The organism is Streptomyces sp. NPDC041124, assembly GCF_055592385.1.
On record NZ_JBVIYR010000006.1, the window covers coordinates 290,365 to 314,712 of the forward strand.

The following is a 24,348-nucleotide window of genomic DNA, read 5'->3' on the forward strand; positions in this document are numbered from 1 at the left end:
CAAGGACCCGAAGTACGACCCCGAGACCTACAAGGACAAGGGCGACTCCCAGAAGGAGGAGTCCTGGGGTGACAAGCACGACAAGGAGGGGAGCCACGAGAAGCCGCGCGGCGGCATGCACACCGGCGGCGGCGGCCTCGCCGAGCCCGGTGTCACCGCGGGCGGCCTGGCCGCGCTCGGAGCCCTCGGCGCCGGCGCCTACGCGCTGCGCCGCAAGAAGGTCTCCGGCGACGTGGCCTGAGCCGTGCCCGGCGACATAGCGGCCGGGGCCGTCGTGCGTGCCACGAGCGTCATGACGGCCCCGCCCGCTCGCCCACGTGTCGTACCCGCTGCAGCGCCCGAACGAGGTGGTCCCCCCGATGCCGGCCAGTCCCCCCACTCCTGTCGAAACCGATGCGGCGTCACCGGCGAGGCGCAGACTGCGCGCCATAATGACGGCCGTCTTCTGGAGCGGGGCCGGCCTGGTGCTGGCCATGACGCTGCTGGGCGGAGGGGAGGACCCTCCCGACGACGCCCACGGGCCGCACCCGGCCCCCGCCGTCTCCACCGCCCCGTCCGCCCCGGGCTCGAGTGCCCCTGCCTCGACCGGCCCGGCCGCGGGCGAGCCCGCGGGCAAGGCCCTGCCGCGCTCCGAACCGACCCGCCTGGTCGTCCCCGGCATCGGCGTCGACGCCCCCTTCATCGATCTCGCCATCGACACCAAGGGACAGCTCGAACCGCCGCCGGCCCACAACACCAACCTCGTCGGCTGGTACGCCAAGGGCGTCTCCCCGGGAGAGCGCGGTACGGCGATCATCGCCGGCCACGTGGACACGGCGACGTCCCCGGCGGTCTTCGCGCGGCTCGGCGAGCTGGAGAAGGGCGACCGGTTCCGAGTGCTGCGCGCCGACGGCAGCAGGGCCACGTTCGAGGTCGACGAGACGGAGTCCTTCGACAAGGACGACTTCCCCGACGAGCGCGTCTACGCCGACACGCCCGACGCCCAGGTCCGGCTCATCACCTGCGCCGGCGAATACGACCGCGCGGCCAAGGACTACACCGAGAACCTGGTCGTCTTCGCCCGTCTCGTCTGAGCGGGCCGGAAGCGGAAGCGGCTGCCCGGGAGGGGGAGGATCGCCCCGGGCAGCCCGTCGGTCAGGCCACCGTGCAGTCCGCACCGTTCAGGCTGAACGCCGCGGGGGCCGGATTCGTACCGGAGCGCGAGCCCGTGAAGCCGAGGGTGACCGAACCGGACGCCGGGATCGACGCGGTGTAGGAGGCGGAGGCAACCGTCACCTCGGCACCGCTCTGGACCGGTGTGCCGCCCCACATGTGCGTGATCCGCTGGCCGGCGGGGAACGTCCAGCGCAGCGTCCACCCGTCGACCGCCGAGCCGCCGGTGTTGCGCACGGTCACCTCGCCCTGGAAGCCGCCGGGCCACTCGCCCGTCACCCGGTAACCCACCTCACAGGCACCCGTCGTACCGCCCGGGGACGTGGTGACGGCCACCGCGGCCGAGCGCGGCGAGCGGTTGCCGGCGGCGTCCCGGGCGTAGACGGCGAAGGTGTACGACGTGGCCGCGGTGAGGCCGCTGACGGTGGCGGAGGTGCCGGCCGTCGTGGTGACGGCGCTCTCCGCACCCGCGTCGATCCGCACGACGTCGTAGCCGGTGACGCCGACCGCGTCGGTGGCAGCGCCCCAGCGGAGGGTCACGGACGACGCGGTCACCGCCGAGGCGCTCGGGGTGCCGGGAGCGGTCGGGGCGGTGGTGTCGTCGCCGGAGCCGGATCCGTAGACGGCCGCCTCCTCGGACGTGGCGGCGATGCCGTCGGGGCCGTTGAAGAGTCGCTCGCCCCAGGCGGTCAGCCGGTTCGGGTCGAAGTCCGTGACCATGTCGAGGTATTCGACGCCACCGCCGTTGCCGCTCCAGGACCAGCCCAGGTAACCGAGGCCGAGTTGCCGGGTGACGGCCAGGATGGTGTCCTCGTCGGGGTTGCCGTCGGAGTGGTCGTGGCCGAACTCGCCTACCACGATGGGGAGTCGGGCGGCGACGAAGCGTCCCAGGTAGTCGCTGATCTCGGCCGCGGTGTCGAACACGCCGTACATGTGGATGGAGAAGACCGTGTTGGCGTCCGGGTCGGCGGCGAAGACCGACGCGGCGTTGTCGCGCATGGTGTACGTCCAGTCCTGGCCCCAGTTCGGGGCGTCGACCATGAGCGTGTGGTCGAACCCGGCGTCGCGCAGTTTCTGGATCGCCGCCTTGGTGTCGGCCGTCCAGTTCGCGTAACCGGTGTTGCCGTGGGGCTCGTTGCCGATGTTGACGATGACGTGGTCCTCCTGGCCGGCCAGGGCGCTGCGGACGCTGATCCAGTAGTCGGCGGCCCGGGAGAGGGTGACCGCTCCGCTCTGCTCGCCGTAGCCGGTGGTGTCGTGTACCTCCAGGACGCAGATCAGCCGGTTCTGCTTGCACCGCGCGACCACGTCCGCCACGTCGGAGGCGTCGTTGCGACTCCAGCGGTCGCCGCTGGAGAGGACGACCCGCACGGTGTTGGCGCCCTTGGCCTTGATGTGCGCCAGTGCGTCGATCCGGTCGGCGTACCAGGTGTGCGCGTGGTTGACCCCGCGCATCACGAAGTCGTTCCCGGACGCCTCGAGGAGCCGGCCGTTCTCGACCCGGAAACCGGTGGGTGCCGCGTGGGCCGCCGGGGTGGTGACGGCGAGGAGCGGGAGGAGCAGCCCCAGCAGCGTGGCGAGGAGGCCGGCGGTGCCTGGGACGGTGTGGCGGCGTTCGGGGGATCTCATGGCGGCTCCAGTGGGTGGGTGGGGATCTGTGTGTGCTCGCCGTGGGGTCAGGAGGCGGCCGTGCAGCCGGTGGTCGCCGCCGGAGGGGAAGAGGTCGCCCCGGTCGTGGCGATGAGGCCGAAGGCCGTGCTCGCGCCGGGGGCGAGGGTGCCGTTCCAGCCCGCGTCGGTGACGGTCACCGTGCCGTCGGCGGCGGTGCGCGGGGTGCCGTTCCAGACCTGGGTGACGCGGGCGCCGTCGGCCGGTGCGACGGTCACCGTCCAGCCCGTCACGGGGGCGGCGGAGGTGTTGGTCACCGTCACCTCGGCCTGGTAACCGCCCTGCCAGGCGGAGACGGTGCGGAAGGCGGCGGTGCAGGCGAGGGGGCCGGGACCGTCCGGGTCACCGGGGTCACCGATCTCGCCCAGGAGCGCGGCCAGGGGCGGGAACCAGCGGGCGGCGATCTTCGCGTCGCCGGCGGCGTTGGGGTGCACGCCGTCGTAGGTGTCGGTGGCCGGGTCGAAGCCCGTCCACTGGTCCACCACCGTGACCGGGGAGCGGTCGGTGCTCGTCGCCGCGGCCCACCCCGGGATCCGGGCGTTGAAGTCGGCGACCCGCTGCGCGCACGCGGCGCACGAGCCGGGGTTCATCGGGATGATCTGGGCGACGAGCACGCGCATCCGCGGGTTGGACGCCCGCATCTGCGCGACCAGTTCGGTGTAGGCGGTGAGGATGCGGTCGGGCGGGACGCTGCTCCAGACGTCGTTGGTGCCGAAGTGCATGACAACGATGTCCGGGCGGGTCGCGGCGAGGCGGGCGGGGAGAAGCTCCTGGTCCGCCACGTTGGTGACCAGCTCACCGCCGTGCCCTTCGTTGTCGCCGTCGTGCGGCACGCCGCAGCCCTGGGCGGGCAGCGTGCCGACGAAGTCGATGTCCGTGTGGCCCGCGTCCAGCAGCCGGTTCCACAGCACCGCCCGCCAGCAGCCGGGGGACCCGGTGATCGAGTCGCCGAGTGGCATGACGCGTACCGGGGCCGCGGCCGGGGCGGCCGACGCACCCGGGGCCGCCGTCAGGCCGAGGGGGAGGAGCAGGGCGGCCAGCAGGCCGAGCAGTGACAGTGTGCGTGAGCGCAGGAGGCGGGTGTCGCGCATGGGTTCCCCTTCCCGGGAGACGTGGGAGCGCTCCCATGTCGCACATGAAGCCACTGTTGTCGCTGACACGTCAAGGGGTGCGACGGGTTGCGGTACGAGCGCTCCGGCGCCCCGCACCGGCCGGGGCGCGGCCCGCGCGGACCGCGCCCCGCCCGTCGAACTCGACGTTCGATCAGGTCCGGGTGCTCTTGTGGGGCAGCACCCTGCGCACCAGCGGCCAGCCCAGCAGCAGCACCACGACCGTGTACACGGTCACCGAGAACGGAGTGCCGACCAGACCGGTGACGCTGCCGTCGCTGATCTGCAGTGCGCGCCGCAGCTGCTGTTCGGCCGCCGGTCCGAGGATGACCCCGATGACGGCGGGCAGCACCGGCAGCCCGTAGCGCCGCATGCCGAAACCGACCAGACCGATGATCAACAGGAGGACCAGGTCGATCACCTCACCGCCGACCGCGTACGCGCCCACCGCGGCGAAGAACATGATCCCGGCGTACAGGTAGGGCCGCGGGATGCGCAGCAGCTTCGCCCACACCGGTGCCAGCGGGAGGTTGAGGGCGAGCAGCAGCACCATGCCGACGAACAGCGAGGCGATCAGGCCCCACACGAGGTCGGGTTCGCGTTCGAAGAGCAGCGGCCCCGGCTGGATGCCGTACTGCTGGAACGCGGCCAGCATCACGGCCGCGACCGCCGTGGTCGGCAGGCCCAGGGTCAGCATCGACACCAGGGTGCCCGCCGCCGAGGCGGACGCCGCCGACTCCGGACCGGCGACCCCCTCGATGGCTCCCTTGCCCCACTCGTCCCTGTGCTTCGACAGCCGTTTCTCCGTGACGTACGACAGGAAGGTCGGGATCTCCGCCCCGCCCGCCGGGATCGCGCCGAACGGGAAGCCGATGAACGGGCCCCGTGCCCAGGCCCTCCAGGTGCGCCGCAGGTCGGCGCGGCCCAGCCACGGGCGGCCCACCGGGATCGGCTCCGGCGGCCGGCGCCGCAGATGGGCGGCCACCCACAGCGCCTCGCCGATGGCGAACAGGCCGACCGCGACGATCACCACGTCGATGCCGTCGGCGAGTTGCAGCGAACCGAACGTCAGCCGCTGCTGGCCGGTCATCTGGTCCAACCCCACCAGACCGATGCTCAGACCGATCAGCAGCGAGGCCATGCCCCGGACGCGGGACGAACCGAGCACCGACGTCACGGCGATGAACGCCATCACCATGAGGGCGAAGTAGTCGGGGGCGCCGATGTCCACCGCCAGGTCCGCGACCGTCGGGGCCAGCGCGACCAGCAGGACCGTGCCGATCAGGCCGCCGGCGAAGTGGCCGACGGCCGCGGCCGCGAGAGCTTGCGCGCCGCGCCCCGACTTGGCCATGGGGTTGCCCTCCATGGCCGCGACCACGGCCGCGCTCTCCCCGGGCGTGTTCAGGAGGATCGAGGTCGTCGAACCGCCGAACATCGCGCCGTAGTAGATCCCCGCGAACATGATGAACGCGCCGGTCGGGTCGAGTCCGTACGTGACCGGCAGCAGCAGCGCCACCGCCATCGCCGGGCCGATGCCGGGCAGCACCCCGATCGCCGTGCCGAGCAGCACACCGACGGCGGCCCAGAGCAGGTTGAGCGGGGTGAGGGCCGTACCGAATCCGTCCATGAGGGAGTTGAGGGCGTTCATGTCACAGCACTCCCATCAGCGGACCGCCGGGCAGTGGCACTCCGAGCAGGTGGTCGAACACGGCGTAGGTGATGAAGGAGACCACCGCCGCGATCAGCGGATCGCGGTCGTGTCGGCGGCTGCCGAGCGCGAAGGCCGCACCCCAGAAGAGCAGTGCGCCCGCGATCGGGAAACCGAGGGGCTCGATGAGGACGGCGGCGCCGAGGAACACTCCGGTCAGCAGCAACACCGTACGCCAGTCGGCGGGTTCGGACAGGTCGACGTCCTCGCCGGTCTCGGCCCGGCCCCGGCCGCCGCGCAGCACGTCGACCGCGAGGAGCGCGGCCACGACGAGCAGCCCGCTGCCGACCACGACGGGCACGGTCCTCGGGCCGACGGGCCCGCGCTGGGCGATGTCGACGTCCATGGTGAACGCGTCGGTCAGCAGCAGGACACCCAGCGTCAACAGCAGGACGCAGACGCCGAGTTCGGAATAATCACGGAGCCACGAGCGCCGCGCGGGCGCCGGGCCGCTGTCGGGGGTCGGTGTCGTCACAGGCCGAGCTCCTTCAGAACCGAGAGCACGCGCTCGTCCTCCGCCTCCAGGAACGCGCCGAACTTCTCGCCGGTGAGGAAGGCGTCCTCCCAGCCGTTGCGCTCCATCGACTCCCGCCATTCCTTCGAATCGTGCAACTCCTCGACGAGACCCACGAGTTTGGTGCGCTCGGCGTCCGACAGGCCCGGCGGTGCGACGAGGCCGCGCCAGTTGGTGAAACTCACGTCGTAGCCCGCCTCCCGGAGGGTGGGCGCGTCGAGTCCCGCGACCCGCTCCGGGCCGGTGACCGCGAGCAGCCTCAGCTCGCCGGACTCGATCTGGTCGAGGTACTCACCGACGCCCGAGACGCCGAAGGCGACCTTGTTGCCGAGGATCGACGCGAGCAGTTCGCCGCCGCCGTCGAAGGGGATGTAGTTGACCTGCTTCGGCGGTATCCCGGCCGCCCGTGCCATCAGCATCGGCGCGAGGTGGTCGGGCCCGCCGGGGGAGGACCCGCCGCCCACCGGGTGCTTGCCCGGGTCCTCCTTCCAGGCACCGATCAGATCGCCGATGGTCCGGTACGGGGAGTCCTTCCCCACCACGACGACGTCCTGTTCCTCGGTGAGCCGGGCGATGGGGGTGGTGTCCGCGAGGGTCCTCGGCGCGTCGTTGGAACGGACGGCGCCGACGACGCCGAGGCCCATCGACATGGCGAGTCTGCCGTTGCCGTGCTCGCTCACCAGCCGGCTCAGGCCGACGGTTCCGCCGGCTCCCGGCAGGTTGAACACCTCGATGCCGTGGGTGAGCCCGGCGTCCTCGGCGTTCTTCGCGGCCGTACGGGCGGTGATGTCGTAACCGCCGCCGGGGGAGTTGGGGACCATGAATCGCAGGCCCGGGATGCGTGTGCCGCTCTCGGAGCCGCTGCCCGTCGTGAGCAGCGGCGGGCCCACGAGCAGGAGCACCGCGGCCCCGATCACGGCGAGGGGTGTGCGCAGGCGCACGAGTGCCACCACCTGTCGGTCGGTCGTCTGGGGTCACGCCGGGCCCGGCACCGGGGAGAAGGGGGAGGGGGACCGGGACGGCGTGGGCCACATGGTGCCCGCGCCCCGGCCGGCTGTCGCGCTTGCGGAACCAATGGAGGTTGTGGTCATTGCGTCAGCGGGGCGTGCGGGGGCGTGTCCGCGGGGAGTACGCGGTGTGCGGAGTTCCCTCGCGGGGCGGTCCCGTGGCGCAGGTCCCTTCCCCTTGCCGCAGGTGGGCGCCATGATGGGCGGCGCCGGGCCACCTCACCGACGCGGTGGCGGAGGGAGCAGAACGCATGACCAGCACGCGGGGTGACAGCGGCGGCACCATGTCCGTGGCCGGCGGCGCGACGGGCGCGATCGACGCCGTGGACGCCGTGGACGCCATCGGCGTGCTCGTGGTCGACGACGACTTCCGGGTGGCCCGGGTGCACCGCGCCTACGTCGAACGCCTCGAGGTGTTCCGGGTGGTCGGAGTGGCCGGCACCGGTGAGCAGGCCCTCGCGGCCGTGGAAGAGCTCCGGCCCGATCTGGTGCTGCTCGACCTGTACCTGCCCGACGTGTTCGGGCTGGACGTCATCCCCCGGCTGCGTACCGCCGGGCACGACTGCGACGTGATGGTCATCAGCGCCGCCCGGGAGACGGAGGCGGTGCGCGGTGCGGTACGGCAGGGGGTCGTCGACTATCTGCTCAAGCCGTTCGAGTTCGAGGACCTGCGGGGCCGGCTCGAGCGCTACGCCGTCCAGCGCGGACGGATGCTCGACACGGTGGTCCGGGGGCAGGCCGACGTCGACCGTGTACTGGCGGGAGCGGCGGCCGGGCCGGTGACCCCGGTGCTGCCCAAGGGCATGAGCGCGGAGACCGCCGGCCTGATCGAGCGCACCCTGCGGGGGGCGGAGGGGAGTCTGTCGGCGACCGAATGCGCCGGGCTGACGGGGGTTTCGCGGGTCAGCGCGCGTCGGTACCTGGAGTACTTCCACACGGTGGGGAGTGCGGAGGTGTCGTTGCGGTACGGGGCGACCGGGCGGCCGGAGCGGCGGTACCGGTTCGTGGGGGCGGGGAGAGGGCTTCGGGCCGGGGCGGCCGGGGCCGGTGGCGGGGTGCGGGCCTGAGGGCAGGTGGGGCGGTGGAGTGTGCTGATGGGGTTGTCGTGGTACGGGGGGCGGGCCTAGGGTCTCCCTGAGAAAGCGCTTTCTTCCCTGCGAGGAGCGACGCATGCCCCTGTCCCCCGTCCGCCGTCGCGTCGCCGTCGTCGGCACGGGCGCCGTCGTCAGCGGCGGTCATCTGCCCGCGCTGCGCGCCCACGCCGACCGCACCGAACTGGTCGCCGCCGTCGATGTGGACCGGGTTCGGCTCGACGCCTTCCGCTCCGAGGCCGGGGAAGGGGTGGCCGCGTTCACCTCGACGGGCGCCATGCTGGACGCCGTCCGCCCCGACCTGGTGCTGATCGGGACCCCGCCCTCGCTCCACCGCGAGCAGACGGTGGCCGCGCTCGGGGCGGGGGCCTGGGTGCTGTGCGAGAAACCGCTGTGCCTGTCGCTCGCGGAGTACGACGACATCGCCGCCGCGGAGGAGGCCTCGGGGGCGTACGCCTCCGTGATCTTCCAGCACCGGTACGGCTCCGGCGCCGCCCGTGCCCGTGAGCTGATCCGGAGCGGGGAGCTGGGAGCCCCGCTGGTCGCTCACTGCCAGACCACGTGGTATCGCGACGCCGCCTACTACTCCGTGCCGTGGCGCGGGCGGTGGGCCACCGAGGGCGGCGGGCCGACCATGGGGCACGGCATCCACCAGTACGACCTGCTGCTGCACCTCCTCGGCGCGTGGGAGGAGATCCGGGGCATGGCCGCCCGCCTCGTCCACGACACCGAGAGCGAGGACGTCTCCACCGCCCTGGTCCGCTTCCGCAACGGCGCGCTCGCCACTGTCGTCAACAGCGTGCTCTCGCCGGACGAGACGAGCCGGATCCGTGTCGACTGCGCGGACGCGACGGTCGAACTCACCCACCTGTACGGGCACGTCGACGACGACTGGAGGTACACGCCGGCGCCGCACGTGCCCGCCGGGCGCGCGGACGCCTGGCGCACGCCCGAGCGGGAGGTGCCCAGTTCGCACGCGGCGCAGCTGGGCGCCCTGCTCGACGCCTACGACGCCGGGGTGCGGCCGCCGGGCAGCGGGCAGGAGGCGCGCGGGACCCTCGAGTTCGCCGCGGCCCTGTACAAGGCGGCGTTCACGGGGCGGCCCGTGCGCGCCGGTGAGATCGTCCCCGGGGACCCCTTCCACGCTGCGATGCACGGAGGGCGTCACGGCTGGTCGTCACAGGAGCGGGTGTGAGCATCCGCGTCGTTCATCGTGTCGGGGAGGCCGTCGAGGTCCTCGCGGGTGGCGCGGGGACGGAGGTCCTCCGGTACGTCTACCGGCCGGACCCCGAGCGGTTCGAGTCCCGCAAGCCGTACGCCCATCCGCTGCGCACGCTCGGCGGGCGTACGGTGACCGGGTACCGGCCGAACGACCACCGGTGGCACAAAGGCCTGCAGATGACGGCGAGCCACCTGTCGGGGCAGAACTTCTGGGGCGGCAACTCGTACGTGCACGGGCGTGGTTACCTGGCTCTGCCCGAGCGGGTCGGGTCGATGCGGCACGACGGCTTCTCCGCGTTCGTCGCGGGGGACGAGCGCTTCGACTGTGTGGAGGACCTCACCTGGGTGGAGAACGGCGGGGGCGAGTGGGCGCGGGAGGAGCGGGGGCTGAGCGTCCACTCGGTCGACGAGGAGGCCGGGGCCTGGGTGCTGGACTGGTCGATCCGGCTCACCAACGTGCGGGACGCGCCACTGGAGTTCGGGTCGCCGACCACCGCCGGCCGGGAGATGGCCGGGTACACCGGGTTGCAGTGGCGGGGGCCGCGGGACTTCACCGGGGGGACGGTCCTCGCACCGGGGGCCGGTCCCTTTCGCGGGGCGGACGCCGGGGAGTTGATGGGCACGCGGAGCGCGTGGCTCGCCTTCACGGCGGAACACGACGAGTGCGACGGTCACTCCACACTGGTCTTCGCACACGCGCCGGAGAACGGTCCGTCGCACTGGTTCGTGCGCTCCGAGCCGATTCCGTCGGTCGCCTTCTCCTGGGCGTTCTTCGAGGAGTTCACGCTGGCGCCGGGGGAGTCGTTCGCGTACCGGTACCGGGTGGTGGTCGCGGACGGTGCCTGGGACGGGGAGCGGGTGGGGGCGTACCTGGACGGTCTGTCGTGGTGATCCGCGGCGCGGTGGGTGGGACGCCCGCGGCGCCACTGTCCCTCCGGTGGGGCTCGGGCAGCGCCCGCGGGGGTGGGTGGTGCGGGGCCGGCCGCGTCGGAGGTGTCCGGCCTCTGACCGGCGCGGAATCGGTCACCCGGTGGGGCTGAACGGCGCGGACGTGCCGGCAGCTGCGGGCGGCCACCCCCGCCCCGTCCCCTTCCCTCCGCGGGCGGCCACTGTCGCCGTTCCGTCGTCCACCCCGGACGCGGTCGGTTCTCACCTCCGCCGGAACGACGCCGGGAACCGCGCCGAGGCCACCGCCAGCGCGGTCGCCGCACTGGCGATGCCCAGCACCGCTCCCGCCGCCACGTCACCCGGGTAGTGCACCCCGGTGTGGATGCGGGAGTATCCGACCGCCCCCGCCAGCGCTCCCAGCGGCACGGACGCCGCGGGGAGGACCGTCCCGACCGCCGTCGCGAACGCCACCGCCGACGCCGTGTGCCCGGAGGGGAACGACGCCGATGTCGGCATCGGCACGTGCCGGTCCACGGTCACCCGCGCCGCCTCCCGGTCCGGCCGGTCCCGGCGTACCAGCCTCTTTCCCAGCAGATTCGCCGACGCCGACGCCACCGCTATGGCCCCGACCCCGGCGAGCGCCGCCCGGCGGGGACGTGACCCGGCCAGGGCGAGCGCACCGGCGATGGTGAACGAGATCTTGGAGTGGTCCGCCGTGTGGGAGAGGCGGCGCAGCGCCCGGTCCAGGGTCGGCGTCGGCGTGGCGGCGACCGCCGCGTACAGGGCGCCGTCTATCGCCCTGATGTCGCCGAGCACCGCGGAGGCGACCCTGCGCAGTCCGTCGGCGGCCGGTACGGGCCTGGTGAGCGGACGGCTGACGTCCTGGTCGGTGGTGGGCGGCTCGCTCATCTGTCTCTCCCGCGGTGGCGTCGTGGGGTGGCCTGCCCGCACCGTGGTGCGGGAATCACCAGGTGCCCACGGTACGCAAGAACCACACGGGTGGCCCGCCCGCCCCTGCCGCTCGGCGGGTCAGCCCGCCCGGAACGTGCGCAGGCGCAGGGAGTTGCCGACGACGAAGACCGAGGAGAACGCCATGGCCGCTCCGGCGATCATGGGGTTCAGCAGTCCGGCCGCCGCGAGCGGCAGCGCGCCCACGTTGTAGGCGAACGCCCAGAACAGGTTGGACCGTATGGTGCCGAGGGTGCGGCGTGCCAGCCGGATGGCGTCCGCCGCCGCCCGCAGGTCCCCGCGGACCAGCGTCAGGTCACCGGCCTCGATCGCGGCGTCCGTACCGGTCCCCATGGCCAGACCGAGGTCCGCCTGCGCGAGGGCCGCCGCGTCGTTGACCCCGTCGCCGACCATCGCGACCGAACGGCCCTCGGCCTGCAGCCGCTTGACGACATCCACCTTGTCCTGCGGCAGCACCTCGGCGATGACGTCCTGCGGTGCGATGCCCACCTCGCGCGCCACCGAGCGCGCCACCGCCTCGTTGTCCCCGGTCAGCAGCACCGGGCGCAGGCCCAGCGCGCGCAGTCGGCGGACGGCCTCGGGGCTGGTGTCCTTCACGGCGTCGGCGATCTCCAGGACCGCGCGTGCCTCGCCGTCCCAGGCGGCGAGGACGGCGGTGCGTCCGGCCCGCACGGCCCGGTCCCTGGCCCGGACCAGGTCCTCGGGGAGCTCCAGGGACCATTCCTCGAGGAGCCGGTCGCGGCCGACGAGGACCGCGTGGCCGTCGACGACACCCTGCACCCCGAGGCCGGGAACGTTCGCGAAGTCCTCCGGCGCGGGCAGCCCGCCCAGCTTCTCCCGCGCGCCGTCGGCGACCGCCCGTGCGACCGGGTGTTCCGAGGCGTGCTCCAGGGCGCCCGCGAGGCGCAGCACGTCGGCCTCGTCGGTGCCGGCGGTGGGGTGCACGCCCAGGAGGGTCATGCGGCCCGTGGTCACCGTGCCGGTCTTGTCCAGGACCACCGTGTCCACGCGGCGGGTGGACTCCAGGACCTCCGGGCCCTTGATGAGGATGCCGAGCTGGGCGCCGCGGCCGGTGCCCACCAGCAGGGCGGTGGGGGTGGCCAGTCCGAGTGCGCACGGGCAGGCGATGATCAGGACGGCCACCGCGGCGGTGAACGCGGCCGTCACGCCCGCGCCGTTGCCGATCCAGAAGCCCAGGGTGCCCAGCGCCAGGGCGATGACGACGGGCACGAAGACGGCGGAGATCCGGTCCGCGAGCCGCTGTGCCGCGGCCTTGCCGTTCTGCGCTTCCTCCACCAGCCGTGCCATCCGCGCCAGTTGGGTGTCGGCGCCGACCCGGGTGGCCGTCACGACGAGACGCCCGCCGACGTTGACGGTCGCCCCGGTGACCGGGTCGCCCACCGCGACCTCCACGGGCACGGACTCGCCGGTGAGCATCGAGGCGTCCACGGCGGAGGAGCCCTCGACGACCGTTCCGTCGGTCGCGATCTTCTCGCCGGGACGCACCAGGAACCGGTCGCCCACCGCCAGTTCCGCGACGGGGATCGTCTTCTCGGGTCCGTCGGCGGGCAGCACGGTGACGTCCTTCGCGCCCAGTTCCAGCAGCGCCCGCAGTGCCGCGCCCGCCTTCCGCTTGGCGCGTGCCTCGAAGTAGCGGCCCGCCAGGATGAACGCGGTGACGCCCGCCGCCGCCTCCAGGTAGATGTTCCCCGCGCCGTCCGAGCGGGCGATGGTCAGCTCGAAGGGGTGCGTCATCCCGGGGGTGCCCGCTGTACCGAGGAACAGCGCCCACAGGGACCACAGGAAGGCGGCCGAGGTGCCGACCGAGATCAGGGTGTCCATGGTGGCCGCGCCGTGCCGGGCGTTGGTGAGCGCCGCCCGGTGGAACGGCCATGCGGCGTACGTCACGACCGGCGCCGCCAGTGTCAGGGACAGCCACTGCCAGTACTCGAACTGCAGCGCCGGGACCATCGCCATCACCACCACGGGCACCGCCAGCACGACTGAGGTGATCAACCGGTGACGCAGGGAGCGGAGGTCGTCCGTCTCCGGTGCGGTGTCCACGGGCGGTGCCGGTTCCTGTGCGGAGTACCCGGTGGCCTCGACGGTGGCGATCAGGTCGGGGACGGTCACCGCATCGCCGTAACGGACCCGGGCCCGCTCGGTGGCGTAGTTGACGGTGGCGGTGACCCCCTCCATCCGGTTGAGCTTCTTCTCGATCCGTGCGGCGCACGAGGCGCAGGTCATGCCGCCGATCGTGAGCTCCACCTCGGCCTCGGTGCCGGCTGTAGGGACGGTCATCCTGTGCTCCTGTGACTGACAGATACGGGGCGGGGGTACCCGCGGAGTGAGTACTGTATACCCCGGGTGGGTATCTCTCGCAAGGGATCACACGACTTGACTCGGTACCCCCTAGGGGTATGGTGAGCAGTATGGATCGGCTCGGTGCGAGCCGCAGCGCCCCTGTTCTCCGAGGAGACGGTCATGAACACCGGACTGAAGATCACCGCGTTCGCCGCCGCCCTGGCCGCCACCTTCGGCGCGGCCTACGGCATCGGTGAGGGCCTCGACCCGGTCGTCGTGGCGGAGCGTGAGCCGGTGCACGAGGAGCGGCACGCGCCGTCGTCGTCGCAGACGGAGGGAGGGGACGGGCGCTCCGGGCACGACAGCGCTCCGGCCGGCGGACTGCAGATCTCGGAGGGCGGATACACCCTCGACCTGCGCACCCCGCGGGTCACGGCCGGTGAGCGCACCGACCTCCGCTTCACTGTGCGGGACGAGGAGGGCCGGGCCGTGACCGAATACCGTCGCGAGCACGACAAGGAACTCCACCTCATCGTCGCCTCCCGCGATCTGCTCACCTACCGCCATCTGCACCCCACCCGGGCGGCCGACGGCACCTGGAGCATCCCCGTCGACCTGCCCCGGGCCGGCGGTTACCGGGTCTTCGCCGACTTCACCCCGGCCGGGAAGGGCGCGGAGAACCTCACTCTCGGCGCGGACCTCGCCGCCTCCGGCACCTACCGGCCGGGGGACCTCCCGCCGGTCCGCGGCACGGCCCGTGTCGACGGCTACGAGGTCGAGCTGACCGGGGGCCTGCGGCCCGGCCGGGCGAGCGAACTGGCGCTGAGCGTCACGCGGGACGGCAAGCCGGTCACCGACCTGCAGCCCTACCTCGGCGCCTACGGCCACCTCGTCGCCCTGCGCGCCGGTGACCTCGCCTACCTGCACGTCCATCCGCACGGCGAACCCGGCGACGGCCGGACCGAGCCCGGACCGGAGGTCTCCTTCACGGCCACCGCGCCGAGCGCCGGCAGCTACCGGCTGTTCCTCGACTTCAAGCACGGCGGGGTCGTCCGCACCGCGGAGTTCACGGTGCGGGCCGGCGCGGAGGCGCAGTCCCCTCCCAGCGGCACGCCGGAGCACTCCGACGGCCACGGCCACTGAGCCTCAGCCCAGGGCGCGGTCCAGGTTGAACGCGGCGCTGATCAGGGACAGATGCGTGAACGCCTGCGGGAAGTTGCCCCGCTGCTCCCCGGTGTAGCCGATCTGCTCGGCGTACAGACCGAGATGGTTGCCGTAGGTCAGCATCTTCTCGAAGGCGAGGGCCGCCTCGTCCAGCCGGCCGGCCCGGGTCAGCGCCTCGACGTACCAGAACGAGCAGATGGAGAACGTGCCCTCGTCGCCGTGCAACCCGTCGGGGCTCATCCGCGGGTCGTAGCGGTAGACCAGTGAGTCGGAGACCAGGTCCTCGGTGAGCGAGTCGAGCGTGGAGAGCCACTTCGGGTCGGTCGGCGCGATGAACTTCGCCAGCGGCATCATCAGGACCGCCGCGTCCAACACGTCCCCGTCCTCGTGCTGCATGAACGCCTGCCTGGCCTCCGACCAGCCGTCGCTCATGATCCGCCGGTAGATCGTGTCCCTGCTCGCCTGCCAGCGGGCGAGGTCGGCGGGCAGACCGCGCCGGTGGGCCATCCTGATGGCCCGCTCGATCGCCACCCAGCACATCAGCCGCGAGTACAGGAAGTTCTGCCGCCCGCCCCGGGTCTCCCAGATGCCCTCGTCCGGCTGGTCCCAGTGCGCGCACACCCAGTCCACCAGGGCCGTCACATGGTCCCACTGTTCGCTGGAGACCGGCTCGGCCCACTTGTCGTACAGGTAGATGGAGTCGATGAGCGCACCGTAGATGTCGAGCTGCAACTGGTCGGCCGCGGCGTTGCCGATCCGGACCGGCACCGAGCCGCGATGGCCCCGCAGATGACCGAGCTCGTGCTCCGTGAGGTCGGTCCGGCCGTCGATCCCGTACATGATCTGCAGCGGACCGGAGGCCTTGCGGTCACCGGGGCTGACGTGCCGGAAGACGAACGCCATGAACGCCTCCGCCTCCTCGGTGAAGCCCAGCCGCAGCAGCGCGTACACGCAGAACGCCGCGTCGCGCACCCACACGTAGCGGTAGTCCCAGTTGCGTTCCCCGCCGATGTCCTCCGGCAGGCTCGTCGTGGGCGCCGCCACGATCGCGCCCGTCGGCGCGTAGGTGAGCAGCTTCAGGGTGAGGGCGGAGCGGTGCACCATCTCCCGCCAGCGGCCCCGGTAACGCGAGGAGGACAGCCATCGCCTCCAGTACGCCACTGTCGCGGTGAACTCCCGCTCCGCCTCCCCGCACTCGCACGGGCCGGGTGGCACGTCCGCGTCGAGCCGGTCCAGGGTGAGCACCGCCGTCTCGCCCTCGGCCAGTTTGAAGTCGGCCCCCACGTCCGCCCCCGCCACCTCCAGCGGGACGGTCGCGGTGAGCGCCAGGGACAGGTCCCGGGACTCGAAGACCGCGATGCCGCCGGTCAGCCGCACGGTGTGCGGGTGGGCGCCGTAGCCGAAACGCGGGGCCACCCGCGTCGTGAACGGCACGGAGCCGCGGACGCACAGCACCCGCCGGATCAGCCGGTGCGGACGGCCGGTCGTCGACTCGCCGTCGGTGGGGATGAAGTCCTGCACCTCACCGACGCCGTCCTCGGTGAAGAACCGCGTGATCAGCACGTTGGTGTCGGGGAAGTAGAACTGCTTGGTGTGCGCCGGCACGGCTGCGGCGAGCTCGAAGCAGCCGCCCCGCTCGGGGTCCAGGATCGCGCCGAACACGCTCGGCGAATCGAAGGACGGGCAGCAGTACCAGTCGATGGTGCCGTCCGTCCCCACCAGCGCCGCGCTGCGCAGATCGCCGATCAGCCCGTGATCGGCGATCGGCGTGCAGCCCGGCTTCGTGGCGGTGTCCCGCTCCCTCGCCGTCCCGTCCATCGCAGCCTCCCTGGGCCGGCGGTGCGCACCGTCACCTGCGCACCGCTCCCGTCCAGCCTAGGACCGGGACGGAGCGTCGGCGCAGCATGCTTGATTGTGCTCGAAAGGTGCCTCTATCTTGCAAGAGTAATCATCGAGCCGGTGGGGGTGCCGCATGACGTACGTCGAGGACGAACTGAACAGCCAGCCCGAGTGCTGGCGGCGGGCCGCCGGACAGGCCGAGGCCCACGCTCCCGTCCTGCCGGCCCCCGGGGAGCGGGTCGCGGTGGTCGGCTGCGGCACGTCGTACTTCATGGCGCAGGCCGCCGCAGCCCTCCGTGAGGACGCCGGCCAGGGCGAGACCGACGCCTTTCCCGCCTCCGAGTTCCCCCACCACCGCGCCTACGACCGCGTCGTCGCCCTCACCCGCTCCGGCACCACCACCGAAGTCCTCGACCTGCTCGGCCGGTTGAAGGGCCGCACACGCACCACCGTGCTCACCGCCGACGCGGCCACCCCCGTGATGTCCCTCGCCGACGAGACCGTCGTCCTCGACCACGCGGACGAACGCTCCGTCGTGCAGACCCGGTTCGCCACCACCGCCCTCACCCTGCTCCGCGCCCACCTCGGCCTGCACACCGAAGCGGCCGTCGAGGACGCGCGCACGGCCCTGGACGCAGCCCTGCCCGAAGGGCTGGTGGACTGCGTCCAGTTCACCTTCCTCGGCCGCGGCTGGACGGTCGGGCTGGCCAACGAGGCCGGACTGAAGATGCGCGAGGCCGCACTGGCCTGGACGGAGGCCTACCCGGCCATGGAGTACCGGCACGGACCCATCAGCATCAGCACCTCCGGCACCGCGACCTGGATGTTCGGCGACGCGCCGGAAGGACTGGCCGGGCAGGTCCGCGACACCGGCGGACGGTGGATCGAGGGCACCCTCGACCCGCTCGCCGAACTCGTCCGCGCCCAGCGCCTCGCGGTCGCCGTCGCCGCCGCCCGCGGGCTCGACCCGGACCGGCCCCGCCACCTCACCCGCTCGGTCGTCCTCGCCCCCTGACCCGTCGGAAAGGACGGACCGTGCCCCTCACCTCCACCGGCGCACTCGTCGCCCGTGCCGCCGCCGCCCGCTCGGCGGTCGCCTCGTTCAACATCATCACCCTCGAACACGTCGAGGCCGTCATCGCCGGTGCCGAGTCCGTGGACGCCCCCGTCGTCCTCCAGGTCAGCGAGAACGCCGTCAGGTTCCGTCACGGCCGGCTGCTGCCGCTCGCCCGCGCCGCCGTCGCCGCCGCCGAGCGAGCGGCCGTGCCCGTCGCGCTGCACCTCGACCACGTCCGCAGCGACGCCCTGCTGCGCCAGGCGCCGGACGCCGGCTTCTCCTCCGTGATGTACGACGCCGCCCGGCTGCCCTACGCCGACAACCTCACCGCGACCCGGGCGGCCGTCGACTGGGCCCATGAGCAAGGGCTGTGGATCGAGGCGGAGTTGGGGGAGATCGGCGGCAAGGCCGGACAGCCCGCGCTGGACGCCCACGCCCCCGGCGCCCGTACCGACCCCGACCGGGCGCGCGCCTTCGTCGCCGACTCCGGCGCGGACGCCCTGGCCGTCGCCGTCGGCACCACCCACGCCATGACCACCCGCACCGCCACCGTCGACCACGCCCTCCTCAAGCGGCTGGCCGCCGCTCTGGACGTCCCCCTGGTCCTGCACGGTTCCTCCGGCCTCCCCGACGGCGAACTCGCCGCGGCCGTCACCGGGGGCATCGCCAAGGTCAACGTCGGAACCGCCCTGAACATCGCCATGACCGGCGCCATCAGGGAATACCTCACCACCCACCCCGAGGCCGTCGACTCCCGCGGCTACCTCACGGTGGGCCGGGAGGCGATGACCCGGGCGGTGGCCGGGATCATCCAGGCCCTGGGCGCGGCGCGCTGAGCTACCGCTTCACGGCCCTCAGCACCACGAATTTCGGGTCGCTCGCCACCACGTGACTGTTGCCGAACAGCCGCCGCAGCCGCACGTGGTACCCCAGGTGCCGGTTGCCGATCACCCACAGCTCACCACCCGGGCGCAGGGCGCGGCGGGCACCGGCGAACATGCGCAGGGCCGTGGCGTCGGTGGTCGCCTGGTGCGAATGGAAGGGCGGGTTGTTGAGCACCAGGTCGACGCTGCCGGCCGGCACGCCCGACAGGCCGTCGCCGACCCGGAACTCGGCCTGCCCGGGCGCGCCGTTCGCGCGGTAGGTGGCCTCCGCCGACGCCACCGCCTGGAAGGACTCGTCGACGAACAGCACCTCGGCCCGCGGATCGGCCAGCGCCATCGCCGTACCGACCACGCCGTTGCCGCAGCCCAGGTCCACGACCCGGCCGCCGTCCCGGCCGGCCGGCAGGTGCCGCAGGAAGAACCGGGTGCCGATGTCGAGACGGTCCGCGCAGAAGACCCCCGCGTGATTGACGACCGTCCGGCCCGAGGCCGGCCCGACGCCCTCGGGCAGTGTGTAGCGGTACGGCCAGGGATTGACGGGGCGGGCCGGCGCGGGGTCGGGCGTGCAGAACACGAGCCGCGCCTTCCTCTCGGCGAGCGAGGTCCTCGTCGGACCCAGGATCCGCTCGAAGAGGTTCAGCGTCGAGGTGTGGATCTCCTTCACCATGCCGGTGCCGACGACGACCGTGCCCTCGTGCACCGCCGGCGCCAGCCGCAGCAGCTGGTCCTCCAGCAGCGCCAGGCTCTTCGGCACGCGCACCAGCAGCACGTCGATCCGCTCCGGCGGCGGATCCTGCGTGGTGAGCAGCCGGACCGCCCCGGGTTCGGCGCCGTTGCGGGCGAGGTTCGCGCGGGTCGCCTCCTGTCCGAGCCAGGAGTCGGTGATCTGCGTCGGGCGGTGCGCCGCGAGCGCCGTGACCAGCGCGCCCCAGCGGTCGCCGACGACCACGACCGTGCCGGACAGCGGGACCCGCCGGTCGGCGAGGTGCCTGAGGAGATAGTCGTCGGAGGCGTCCCAGGCGCGCAGCCTGTCCCGCGGGTCCTCGGGGAACCGGGCCAGCACCCGCTCGCCCCACGGAGTCGTCATACGGTCGTTCATCGTCCGGCCAGGCTATCCGAGCACCGGTCCCGCGGGCGTCGGGGAGGATGGGGGCATGGACGCCGAGCTGTTCCCCAGGGCCCGGACCGAGATCGCGCCGGGCGCGGTGCACGTGCCGGACTGGCTGGACGGACCGGAGCAGCACGAGCTGCTGGAGGCCTGCAGGCGGTGGGCGCGGCCGCCCGCCGGACTGCGCACCGTGCGCACGCCCGGCGGCGGCACCATGACCGCCCGGCAGGTCTGCCTGGGCCGGCACTGGTACCCCTACGGCTACGCCCGCACCGCCGTCGACGGCGACGGCGCGCCGGTGAAACCCTTCCCCGCGCGGCTCGGTGAACTGGGCCGCCGGGCGGTGGCCGACGCGCTGGGCGACGACTCCGCGCGGGGGCCCGGGTACGACGTCGCGCTGGTCAACTTCTACGACGCCGACGCCCGCATGGGCATGCACCGCGACAGTGACGAGAAGTCGCACGCTCCCGTGGTGTCGCTGAGCCTCGGCGACACCTGCGTCTTCCGCTTCGGAAACCCCGAGACCCGGACCCGCCCGTACACGGACGTGGAACTGCGCAGCGGCGACCTGTTCGTCTTCGGCGGGCCGTCCCGGCTCGCCTACCACGGCGTGCCCCGGGTGCACGCGGGCACCGGGCCGCCGGAGTTGGGGCTGACCGGACGGCTGAACATCACGCTCCGGGTCAGCGGCCTGTAGCCCGCGCCGCTTGCGGATCATGGGAGACTCGCCCTCATGAGCGGGAAGGCGGACCCCCGGCCGGCGGGGGAAGGGACCACCTCGAGGACGCGGCTGGACCGGGGGCGTGGCGCGCTCGGGCCCGCGCTCGGGCTCGTGCACACCGGTCGCGCGCCGACCCGTGCGGTGCTCACCGCCGAGCTCGGCGTCACCCGCGCGACGGCGGGAGCGGTCGCCGCCGAGCTGGAGGCGCTCGGACTGATCCGGGTGGACGCCCGTCCCGGAGCGGCGGGCGGTTCGCAGGGGCGCCCCTCGCACCGCCTCTCCGTCGCGGAGGACGGCCCGGTGGCGTTCGCCGCGCAGGTGCACTCCGACGGTTTCCGGGCCGCGCTGGTCGGACTCGGCGGCCGTATCGTCGCCACGGCACCGGGCTGCGAGGTCGTCGACGCCGATCCGGCGAAGGTCCTCGGGTCCGTCGTCGCGGCCGGCGCCGAGCTGCTGCGGGAGACCGGGCGACGGTGCGTGGGGGCGGGGCTCGCCGTGCCGTCGGCGGTGGCCGAACCCGAAGGGCTCGCCCTCAACCCCCTGCACCTGGCCTGGCCCGCCGGGGCCCCGGTGCGGGAGATATTCGCCGAACAGGTGCGCGCGGCCGGTCTGGAAGGGCCCGCCTTCGCGGCCAACGACATCAACCTCGCCGCCCTCGCCGAACACCGGCACGGTGCCGGGCGGGGCTCCCGTGACCTGCTGTGCGTGGCCACCGGCCACCGGGGTGTGGGCGGTGCGCTGGTGCTCGACGGCCGTCTGCACTCGGGCAGTTCGGGTCTGGCCCTGGAGGTCGGCCACCTCGCCGTCAATCCCGAGGGCCGTCCCTGCCACTGCGGCAGCCGGGGGTGTCTCGACGTCGAGGCGGACCCGCTGGCCCTGCTCACCGCGGCGGGGCGCGTGCCCGGCCCCGAGATGTCCCTGCTGAAGCAGGCCGACGACCTGATCCGCGGGCAGTACGGCGACCCGGACGTGCGCGCCGCCACCGAGTCCCTGATCGACCGGCTCGGCCTGGGCCTGGCCGGGCTGGTCAACATCCTCAACCCGGACCGGATCATCCTCGGCGGCCTGCACCGCACCCTCCTGGAGGCCGACCCGGACCGGCTCCGCGCGGTGGTCGCCGACCGCAGCCTGTGGGGCCGCAGCGGCGGCGTCCCCATCCTCGCCTGCACCCTGGACCACAACAGCCTGGTCGGCGCGGCGGAACTGGCCTGGCAGCCGGTGCTGGACGACCCCCTGGGGGCACTCGTCTAGCAGGACACCGCCCGGCACGGTCTGTGCGCAGTCGGCCACCGCGGGCATCGAGGGCGTCGCCGAGCCGGCCGGCTTCGCCGGCGAGCACGGGCTGTTCTTCCATGACGCCCCGGTCCTCGGCACCCGCGGGCCGGCCGAGGCCGGGCAGCTGACCGTGCTCGCCGCAGGACCGGCCGAGGGCCGGGACAGGGTGACCCCGGTGTTCGGCGCGGTGGGCGCCCGCACCGACCGGGCCGGCGACGACGGCGCGGCGGCCGCGGCGACGCGCCTGAAGCTGGTCGCCACCAGCCGGGTGGTCGCGGTCACCGTCGCGGCCGGTGAGACCCCTCGCCCAGGCCAAGGCCCTCGACGTCGCCCCGGACGGCTTCTTCGACCTCGCCGACGGGGGCCCGCTCGACACGGGCCATCCGCGGGCCGGGGCCGCGACGATCCTCGACGGGCGGCCCTTGCCGGCGCGGTTCGCCGTGACGACCGCCGCCAAGGACGCCAGACTGACCGTGCGGGCCGGTGAACGGCACGGCGTCCGCCCGGACGTCGCCGCCGCGAGCGCCGAACGACCGGAGCGGGCCGCCGGCCGGGGCCACGGCGACGAGGACATGGCGACGAGGACATGGCCGCCGCCTGCTTCGCCGGCTTCGACGAGGGGCCCGCTGCCTGAACCCGCGGCCCCGCCGCCCACCGTCAGCAACACCGAGGAGACCGTAGTGTCCAAGCCCCCTCTTCCGCCCGAGGCCGACGCCCTGCTGCGCAGGCCCAACCCCTGCGTCATGGCCACCCTCCGCTCCGACGGCGCGCCCGTCTCCACCCCCACCTGGTACCTCTGGGCGGACGGCCGCGCGCTCGTCAACTTCGACGAGGGCCGGGTGCGTCTCAAGCACGTCCGCCGCGACCCGCGCGTCACCCTCACCGTCCTGGCAGGGGACGACTGGTACACCCACGTCACCCTGATCGGCCGGGTGAGCGAGCTGTACGACGACGAGGGCCTGGCCGACATCGACCGTCTGGCCCGGCAGTACACCGGGAAGCCGTACCCGGACCGTGAGCGGGCCCGGGTGAGCGGCTGGATCGAGGTCGACCGCTGGCACGGCTGGGGCGCGATGAAGGACAGCGACCAGGCCGGCGGCTGACCGACGGCGTACGGCCGGAGAGGGCGGCGGTCGTCCCCGCGCGCGGGCGGCCGCCGCGCAGCAGGGTGGGGTTCGCACACCGGAACCGCGGCCGCCGCGGCGGCGTGACGTGTGCGGTCCTCGACGCCCGGCCGCGGTGGAGCACCTTTCGCCCCTCGCGGGTCCGGTACGGCACGGAGGCACCGCAGCGAGTGCCGCGGGTTCCCGCCCCGGGGTCGCCGCTGCCCGCCGTCCGGGCCTCGAGGCATCGGCCTCGGGGGAGAGGTGGCCGCCCGCCGAAGAGGAGGGCGGCCCCTCGTCCGTCAGCCCGGCACGACCGAGCGGGCCGGGGCCCGTTCGGGACGGTGGGTCCCGGTGGTGGTGTGCTCGACGAACGCGACCTCCGCGAACCGGTGGTCCGCCGGCTCGGCGGCCGTGAGCCGCGGAGCCCGGTCCCAGGCCGAGGGGGTGTCCGCGGACGGTGTCGGCAGCGTGAACCACACGACCTTGCCGGACTCCCCGTCCGGCACCGCGCCCCAGCTCTCGCTCATCGCGGCCACCATCGCCAGGCCGCGTCCGCAGGTGGCGAGGGGTCCGGCGTTCTCCAGCGCCGGAAGGCGCGGATCGTGGTCGGACACCGACACCTTGAGCCGGTCGAGCAGCAGCTCCATCTCCACGGTGCACGTCTTGTCGGGCTGGACATGCCGGTGGACGTTGGACAACAGCTCTGTCACACCGAGCGACGCCCGGTCTATCAAGGAATCCATGTGCCAGTAGCGCAACTGCGCAGATACGATTCTGCGGACCTGGCCGATCCGCGACGGCAGGGCTTGGAGCTCCACCGTGCAGTGCCTGCTCGGATGACTGATCACGGCTGCGACTCCCCGACGTGAGGTCCGGAAGAACACGGAGTACGGATCCAGCAGGGCGCCTGCGTGACGCTGCCGCCTGCTGTCGTGGCCGGCGGGCTGGTTCGCAGCGTTATCGCCGGTAAACCCAGAGTGACGTGGGACCAGCGTGACGCAGCGGATGAGGCGGCGCAACTCGCGTGCATCTCAGGCGCCGCGCCCCGACGCCCGGCGGACGGCCTCGATGAAACGGCGGGCCGCCGGCGGCCCGGGCTCACCCGGCGCGGGATCGTGGTCGCCGAGGGTGAGCAGGTACCGGTTGCCGTTGAGGTCGGCCAGGGCCCGGTCCTCGGGTGCGAACCAGGGCCTGGCCGCGCGGACCGCCTGCACCGGCGCGCTGTCGATCTCGCTGCCGTAGCTGGTGAGCAGCTCCAGCCGGCCGCCCCTGATCCGGACCTGGCCGGCCCGGGTGAGCGAACGCAGCCGTTTGCCGATCCGCACGCCCGTGGCCGTGAACTCCGGCTCCGCCATGCCACCTGCCCCCTCTGCGCGTCGGTGTGCCGGACCGGCCCCGCGGGCCGGCCCCTGCCCGGATCCAGTGTGCCCTTGCTTCCGCCGGTGCAGTCTGCCCCCACCCGCCGCCGAGCACCAGTGCGCGGGTGTCCGTTCCCCGGCGCGTGGGGAGCACTCGCGACCGTGCGCCCCTATGTGGAGCCCATTGCGCCCCCACGGGTCCCTT

At 73.4% G+C, this 24,348-nt stretch carries 21 protein-coding genes and 2 pseudogenes; 12 read left to right on the forward strand and 11 right to left on the reverse strand.

Features of this window, described 5'->3' with window-relative positions; all coding sequences use genetic code 11:
* Together ACZ6A9_RS18690 and ACZ6A9_RS18695 are read left to right on the forward strand one after the other, a co-directional pair.
* Positions 1-241 (forward strand): annotated as a pseudogene (locus ACZ6A9_RS18690) (hypothetical protein); the annotation flags it as partial.
* A gap of 190 nt (positions 242-431) precedes the next feature.
* Complete coding sequence (locus ACZ6A9_RS18695) at positions 432-1,073, forward strand: class F sortase (protein ID WP_468986620.1); 642 nt, start codon at positions 432-434, stop codon at positions 1,071-1,073.
* Positions 1,074-1,134: 61 nt separating this feature from the next.
* Here the strand turns inward: ACZ6A9_RS18695 and ACZ6A9_RS18700 are convergent, their stop codons facing one another.
* The 5 genes from ACZ6A9_RS18700 to ACZ6A9_RS18720 form a co-directional block, all read right to left on the reverse strand.
* Positions 1,135-2,781 (reverse strand): cellulase family glycosylhydrolase, encoded by a 1,647-nt coding sequence (locus tag ACZ6A9_RS18700; protein ID WP_468986622.1) that lies wholly within the window; start codon positions 2,779-2,781, stop codon positions 1,135-1,137.
* 47 nt (positions 2,782-2,828) lie between these two features.
* Entirely contained in the window at positions 2,829-3,911 is a 1,083-nt protein-coding gene (locus tag ACZ6A9_RS18705) for a GDSL-type esterase/lipase family protein (protein WP_468986626.1), read from the reverse strand.
* 172 nt (positions 3,912-4,083) lie between these two features.
* The gene (locus ACZ6A9_RS18710) at positions 4,084-5,577 is read right to left on the reverse strand and encodes a tripartite tricarboxylate transporter permease (RefSeq protein WP_468986630.1); all 1,494 of its coding nucleotides are present in this window, start codon (positions 5,575-5,577) and stop codon (positions 4,084-4,086) included.
* A 1-nt stretch (position 5,578) separates the two neighbouring features.
* The gene (locus ACZ6A9_RS18715) at positions 5,579-6,112 is read right to left on the reverse strand and encodes a tripartite tricarboxylate transporter TctB family protein (RefSeq protein ID WP_468986632.1); all 534 of its coding nucleotides are present in this window, start codon (positions 6,110-6,112) and stop codon (positions 5,579-5,581) included.
* Complete coding sequence (locus ACZ6A9_RS18720) at positions 6,109-7,092, reverse strand: Bug family tripartite tricarboxylate transporter substrate binding protein (protein ID WP_468987220.1); 984 nt, start codon at positions 7,090-7,092, stop codon at positions 6,109-6,111. The genes ACZ6A9_RS18715 and ACZ6A9_RS18720 overlap by 4 nt, the downstream gene beginning before the upstream one ends.
* Before the next feature lie 317 nt (positions 7,093-7,409).
* Between ACZ6A9_RS18720 and ACZ6A9_RS18725 the strand changes: the two genes are divergently transcribed.
* The 3 genes from ACZ6A9_RS18725 to ACZ6A9_RS18735 all read left to right on the forward strand — a co-directional run bounded on the left by ACZ6A9_RS18725 (position 7,410) and on the right by ACZ6A9_RS18735 (position 10,361).
* Positions 7,410-8,225: a response regulator gene (locus ACZ6A9_RS18725; protein ID WP_468986637.1), complete on the forward strand. Its 816-nt coding sequence runs from the start codon at positions 7,410-7,412 to the stop codon at positions 8,223-8,225.
* Positions 8,226-8,328: 103 nt separating this feature from the next.
* A complete protein-coding gene (locus ACZ6A9_RS18730; protein ID WP_468986640.1) occupies positions 8,329-9,444 on the forward strand; it encodes a Gfo/Idh/MocA family protein in 1,116 nt (371 codons plus the stop codon).
* A complete protein-coding gene (locus ACZ6A9_RS18735; RefSeq protein WP_468986643.1) occupies positions 9,441-10,361 on the forward strand; it encodes a DUF6807 domain-containing protein in 921 nt (306 codons plus the stop codon). The genes ACZ6A9_RS18730 and ACZ6A9_RS18735 overlap by 4 nt, the downstream gene beginning before the upstream one ends.
* Before the next feature lie 258 nt (positions 10,362-10,619).
* On the opposite strand, the gene ACZ6A9_RS18740 is transcribed toward ACZ6A9_RS18735, so the two are convergent.
* Positions 10,620-11,267: a phosphatase PAP2 family protein gene (locus ACZ6A9_RS18740; protein WP_468986646.1), complete on the reverse strand. Its 648-nt coding sequence runs from the start codon at positions 11,265-11,267 to the stop codon at positions 10,620-10,622.
* A 120-nt stretch (positions 11,268-11,387) separates the two neighbouring features.
* Positions 11,388-13,628, reverse strand: coding sequence for a heavy metal translocating P-type ATPase (locus tag ACZ6A9_RS18745; RefSeq protein ID WP_468986650.1), 2,241 nt, complete (start codon positions 13,626-13,628; stop codon positions 11,388-11,390).
* A gap of 183 nt (positions 13,629-13,811) precedes the next feature.
* On the opposite strand from ACZ6A9_RS18745, the gene ACZ6A9_RS18750 reads away from it, so the two are divergent.
* A complete protein-coding gene (locus tag ACZ6A9_RS18750; RefSeq protein ID WP_468986653.1) occupies positions 13,812-14,774 on the forward strand; it encodes a hypothetical protein in 963 nt (320 codons plus the stop codon).
* 3 nt (positions 14,775-14,777) lie between these two features.
* On the opposite strand, the gene ACZ6A9_RS18755 is transcribed toward ACZ6A9_RS18750, so the two are convergent.
* Positions 14,778-16,613, reverse strand: coding sequence for a glycoside hydrolase family 15 protein (locus ACZ6A9_RS18755; protein WP_468986655.1), 1,836 nt, complete (start codon positions 16,611-16,613; stop codon positions 14,778-14,780).
* A 154-nt stretch (positions 16,614-16,767) separates the two neighbouring features.
* On the opposite strand from ACZ6A9_RS18755, the gene ACZ6A9_RS18760 reads away from it, so the two are divergent.
* Together ACZ6A9_RS18760 and ACZ6A9_RS18765 are read left to right on the forward strand one after the other, a co-directional pair.
* On the forward strand, positions 16,768-17,649 hold the full coding sequence (locus ACZ6A9_RS18760; RefSeq protein ID WP_468986657.1) for an SIS domain-containing protein: 882 nt from the start codon (positions 16,768-16,770) through the stop codon (positions 17,647-17,649).
* Positions 17,650-17,669: 20 nt separating this feature from the next.
* Entirely contained in the window at positions 17,670-18,527 is an 858-nt protein-coding gene (locus tag ACZ6A9_RS18765; protein WP_468986660.1) for a class II fructose-bisphosphate aldolase, read from the forward strand.
* 1 nt (position 18,528) lies between these two features.
* On the opposite strand, the gene ACZ6A9_RS18770 is transcribed toward ACZ6A9_RS18765, so the two are convergent.
* On the reverse strand, positions 18,529-19,662 hold the full coding sequence (locus ACZ6A9_RS18770) for a methyltransferase (RefSeq protein WP_468986665.1): 1,134 nt from the start codon (positions 19,660-19,662) through the stop codon (positions 18,529-18,531).
* A 67-nt stretch (positions 19,663-19,729) separates the two neighbouring features.
* Between ACZ6A9_RS18770 and ACZ6A9_RS18775 the strand changes: the two genes are divergently transcribed.
* The 4 genes and pseudogenes from ACZ6A9_RS18775 (at position 19,730) to ACZ6A9_RS18790 (ending at position 22,782) form a co-directional block, all read left to right on the forward strand.
* Positions 19,730-20,380, forward strand: coding sequence for an alpha-ketoglutarate-dependent dioxygenase AlkB family protein (locus tag ACZ6A9_RS18775; RefSeq protein WP_468986667.1), 651 nt, complete (start codon positions 19,730-19,732; stop codon positions 20,378-20,380).
* A 36-nt stretch (positions 20,381-20,416) separates the two neighbouring features.
* The gene (locus tag ACZ6A9_RS18780) at positions 20,417-21,655 is read left to right on the forward strand and encodes an ROK family protein (RefSeq protein ID WP_468986669.1); all 1,239 of its coding nucleotides are present in this window, start codon (positions 20,417-20,419) and stop codon (positions 21,653-21,655) included.
* Between the two features lie 10 nt (positions 21,656-21,665).
* Positions 21,666-22,257: pseudogene (locus ACZ6A9_RS18785) on the forward strand (NAD(P)-binding domain-containing protein); the annotation flags it as partial.
* Positions 22,258-22,359: 102 nt separating this feature from the next.
* A complete protein-coding gene (locus tag ACZ6A9_RS18790) occupies positions 22,360-22,782 on the forward strand; it encodes a PPOX class F420-dependent oxidoreductase (protein ID WP_468987221.1) in 423 nt (140 codons plus the stop codon).
* A gap of 302 nt (positions 22,783-23,084) precedes the next feature.
* On the opposite strand, the gene ACZ6A9_RS18795 is transcribed toward ACZ6A9_RS18790, so the two are convergent.
* Positions 23,085-23,633, reverse strand: a complete 549-nt coding sequence (locus ACZ6A9_RS18795; protein WP_468986672.1) for an ATP-binding protein — start codon at positions 23,631-23,633, stop codon at positions 23,085-23,087.
* A gap of 183 nt (positions 23,634-23,816) precedes the next feature.
* Positions 23,817-24,140 (reverse strand): hypothetical protein, encoded by a 324-nt coding sequence (locus ACZ6A9_RS18800; RefSeq protein ID WP_228965711.1) that lies wholly within the window; start codon positions 24,138-24,140, stop codon positions 23,817-23,819.
* Positions 24,141-24,348: the final 208 nt, after the last annotated feature.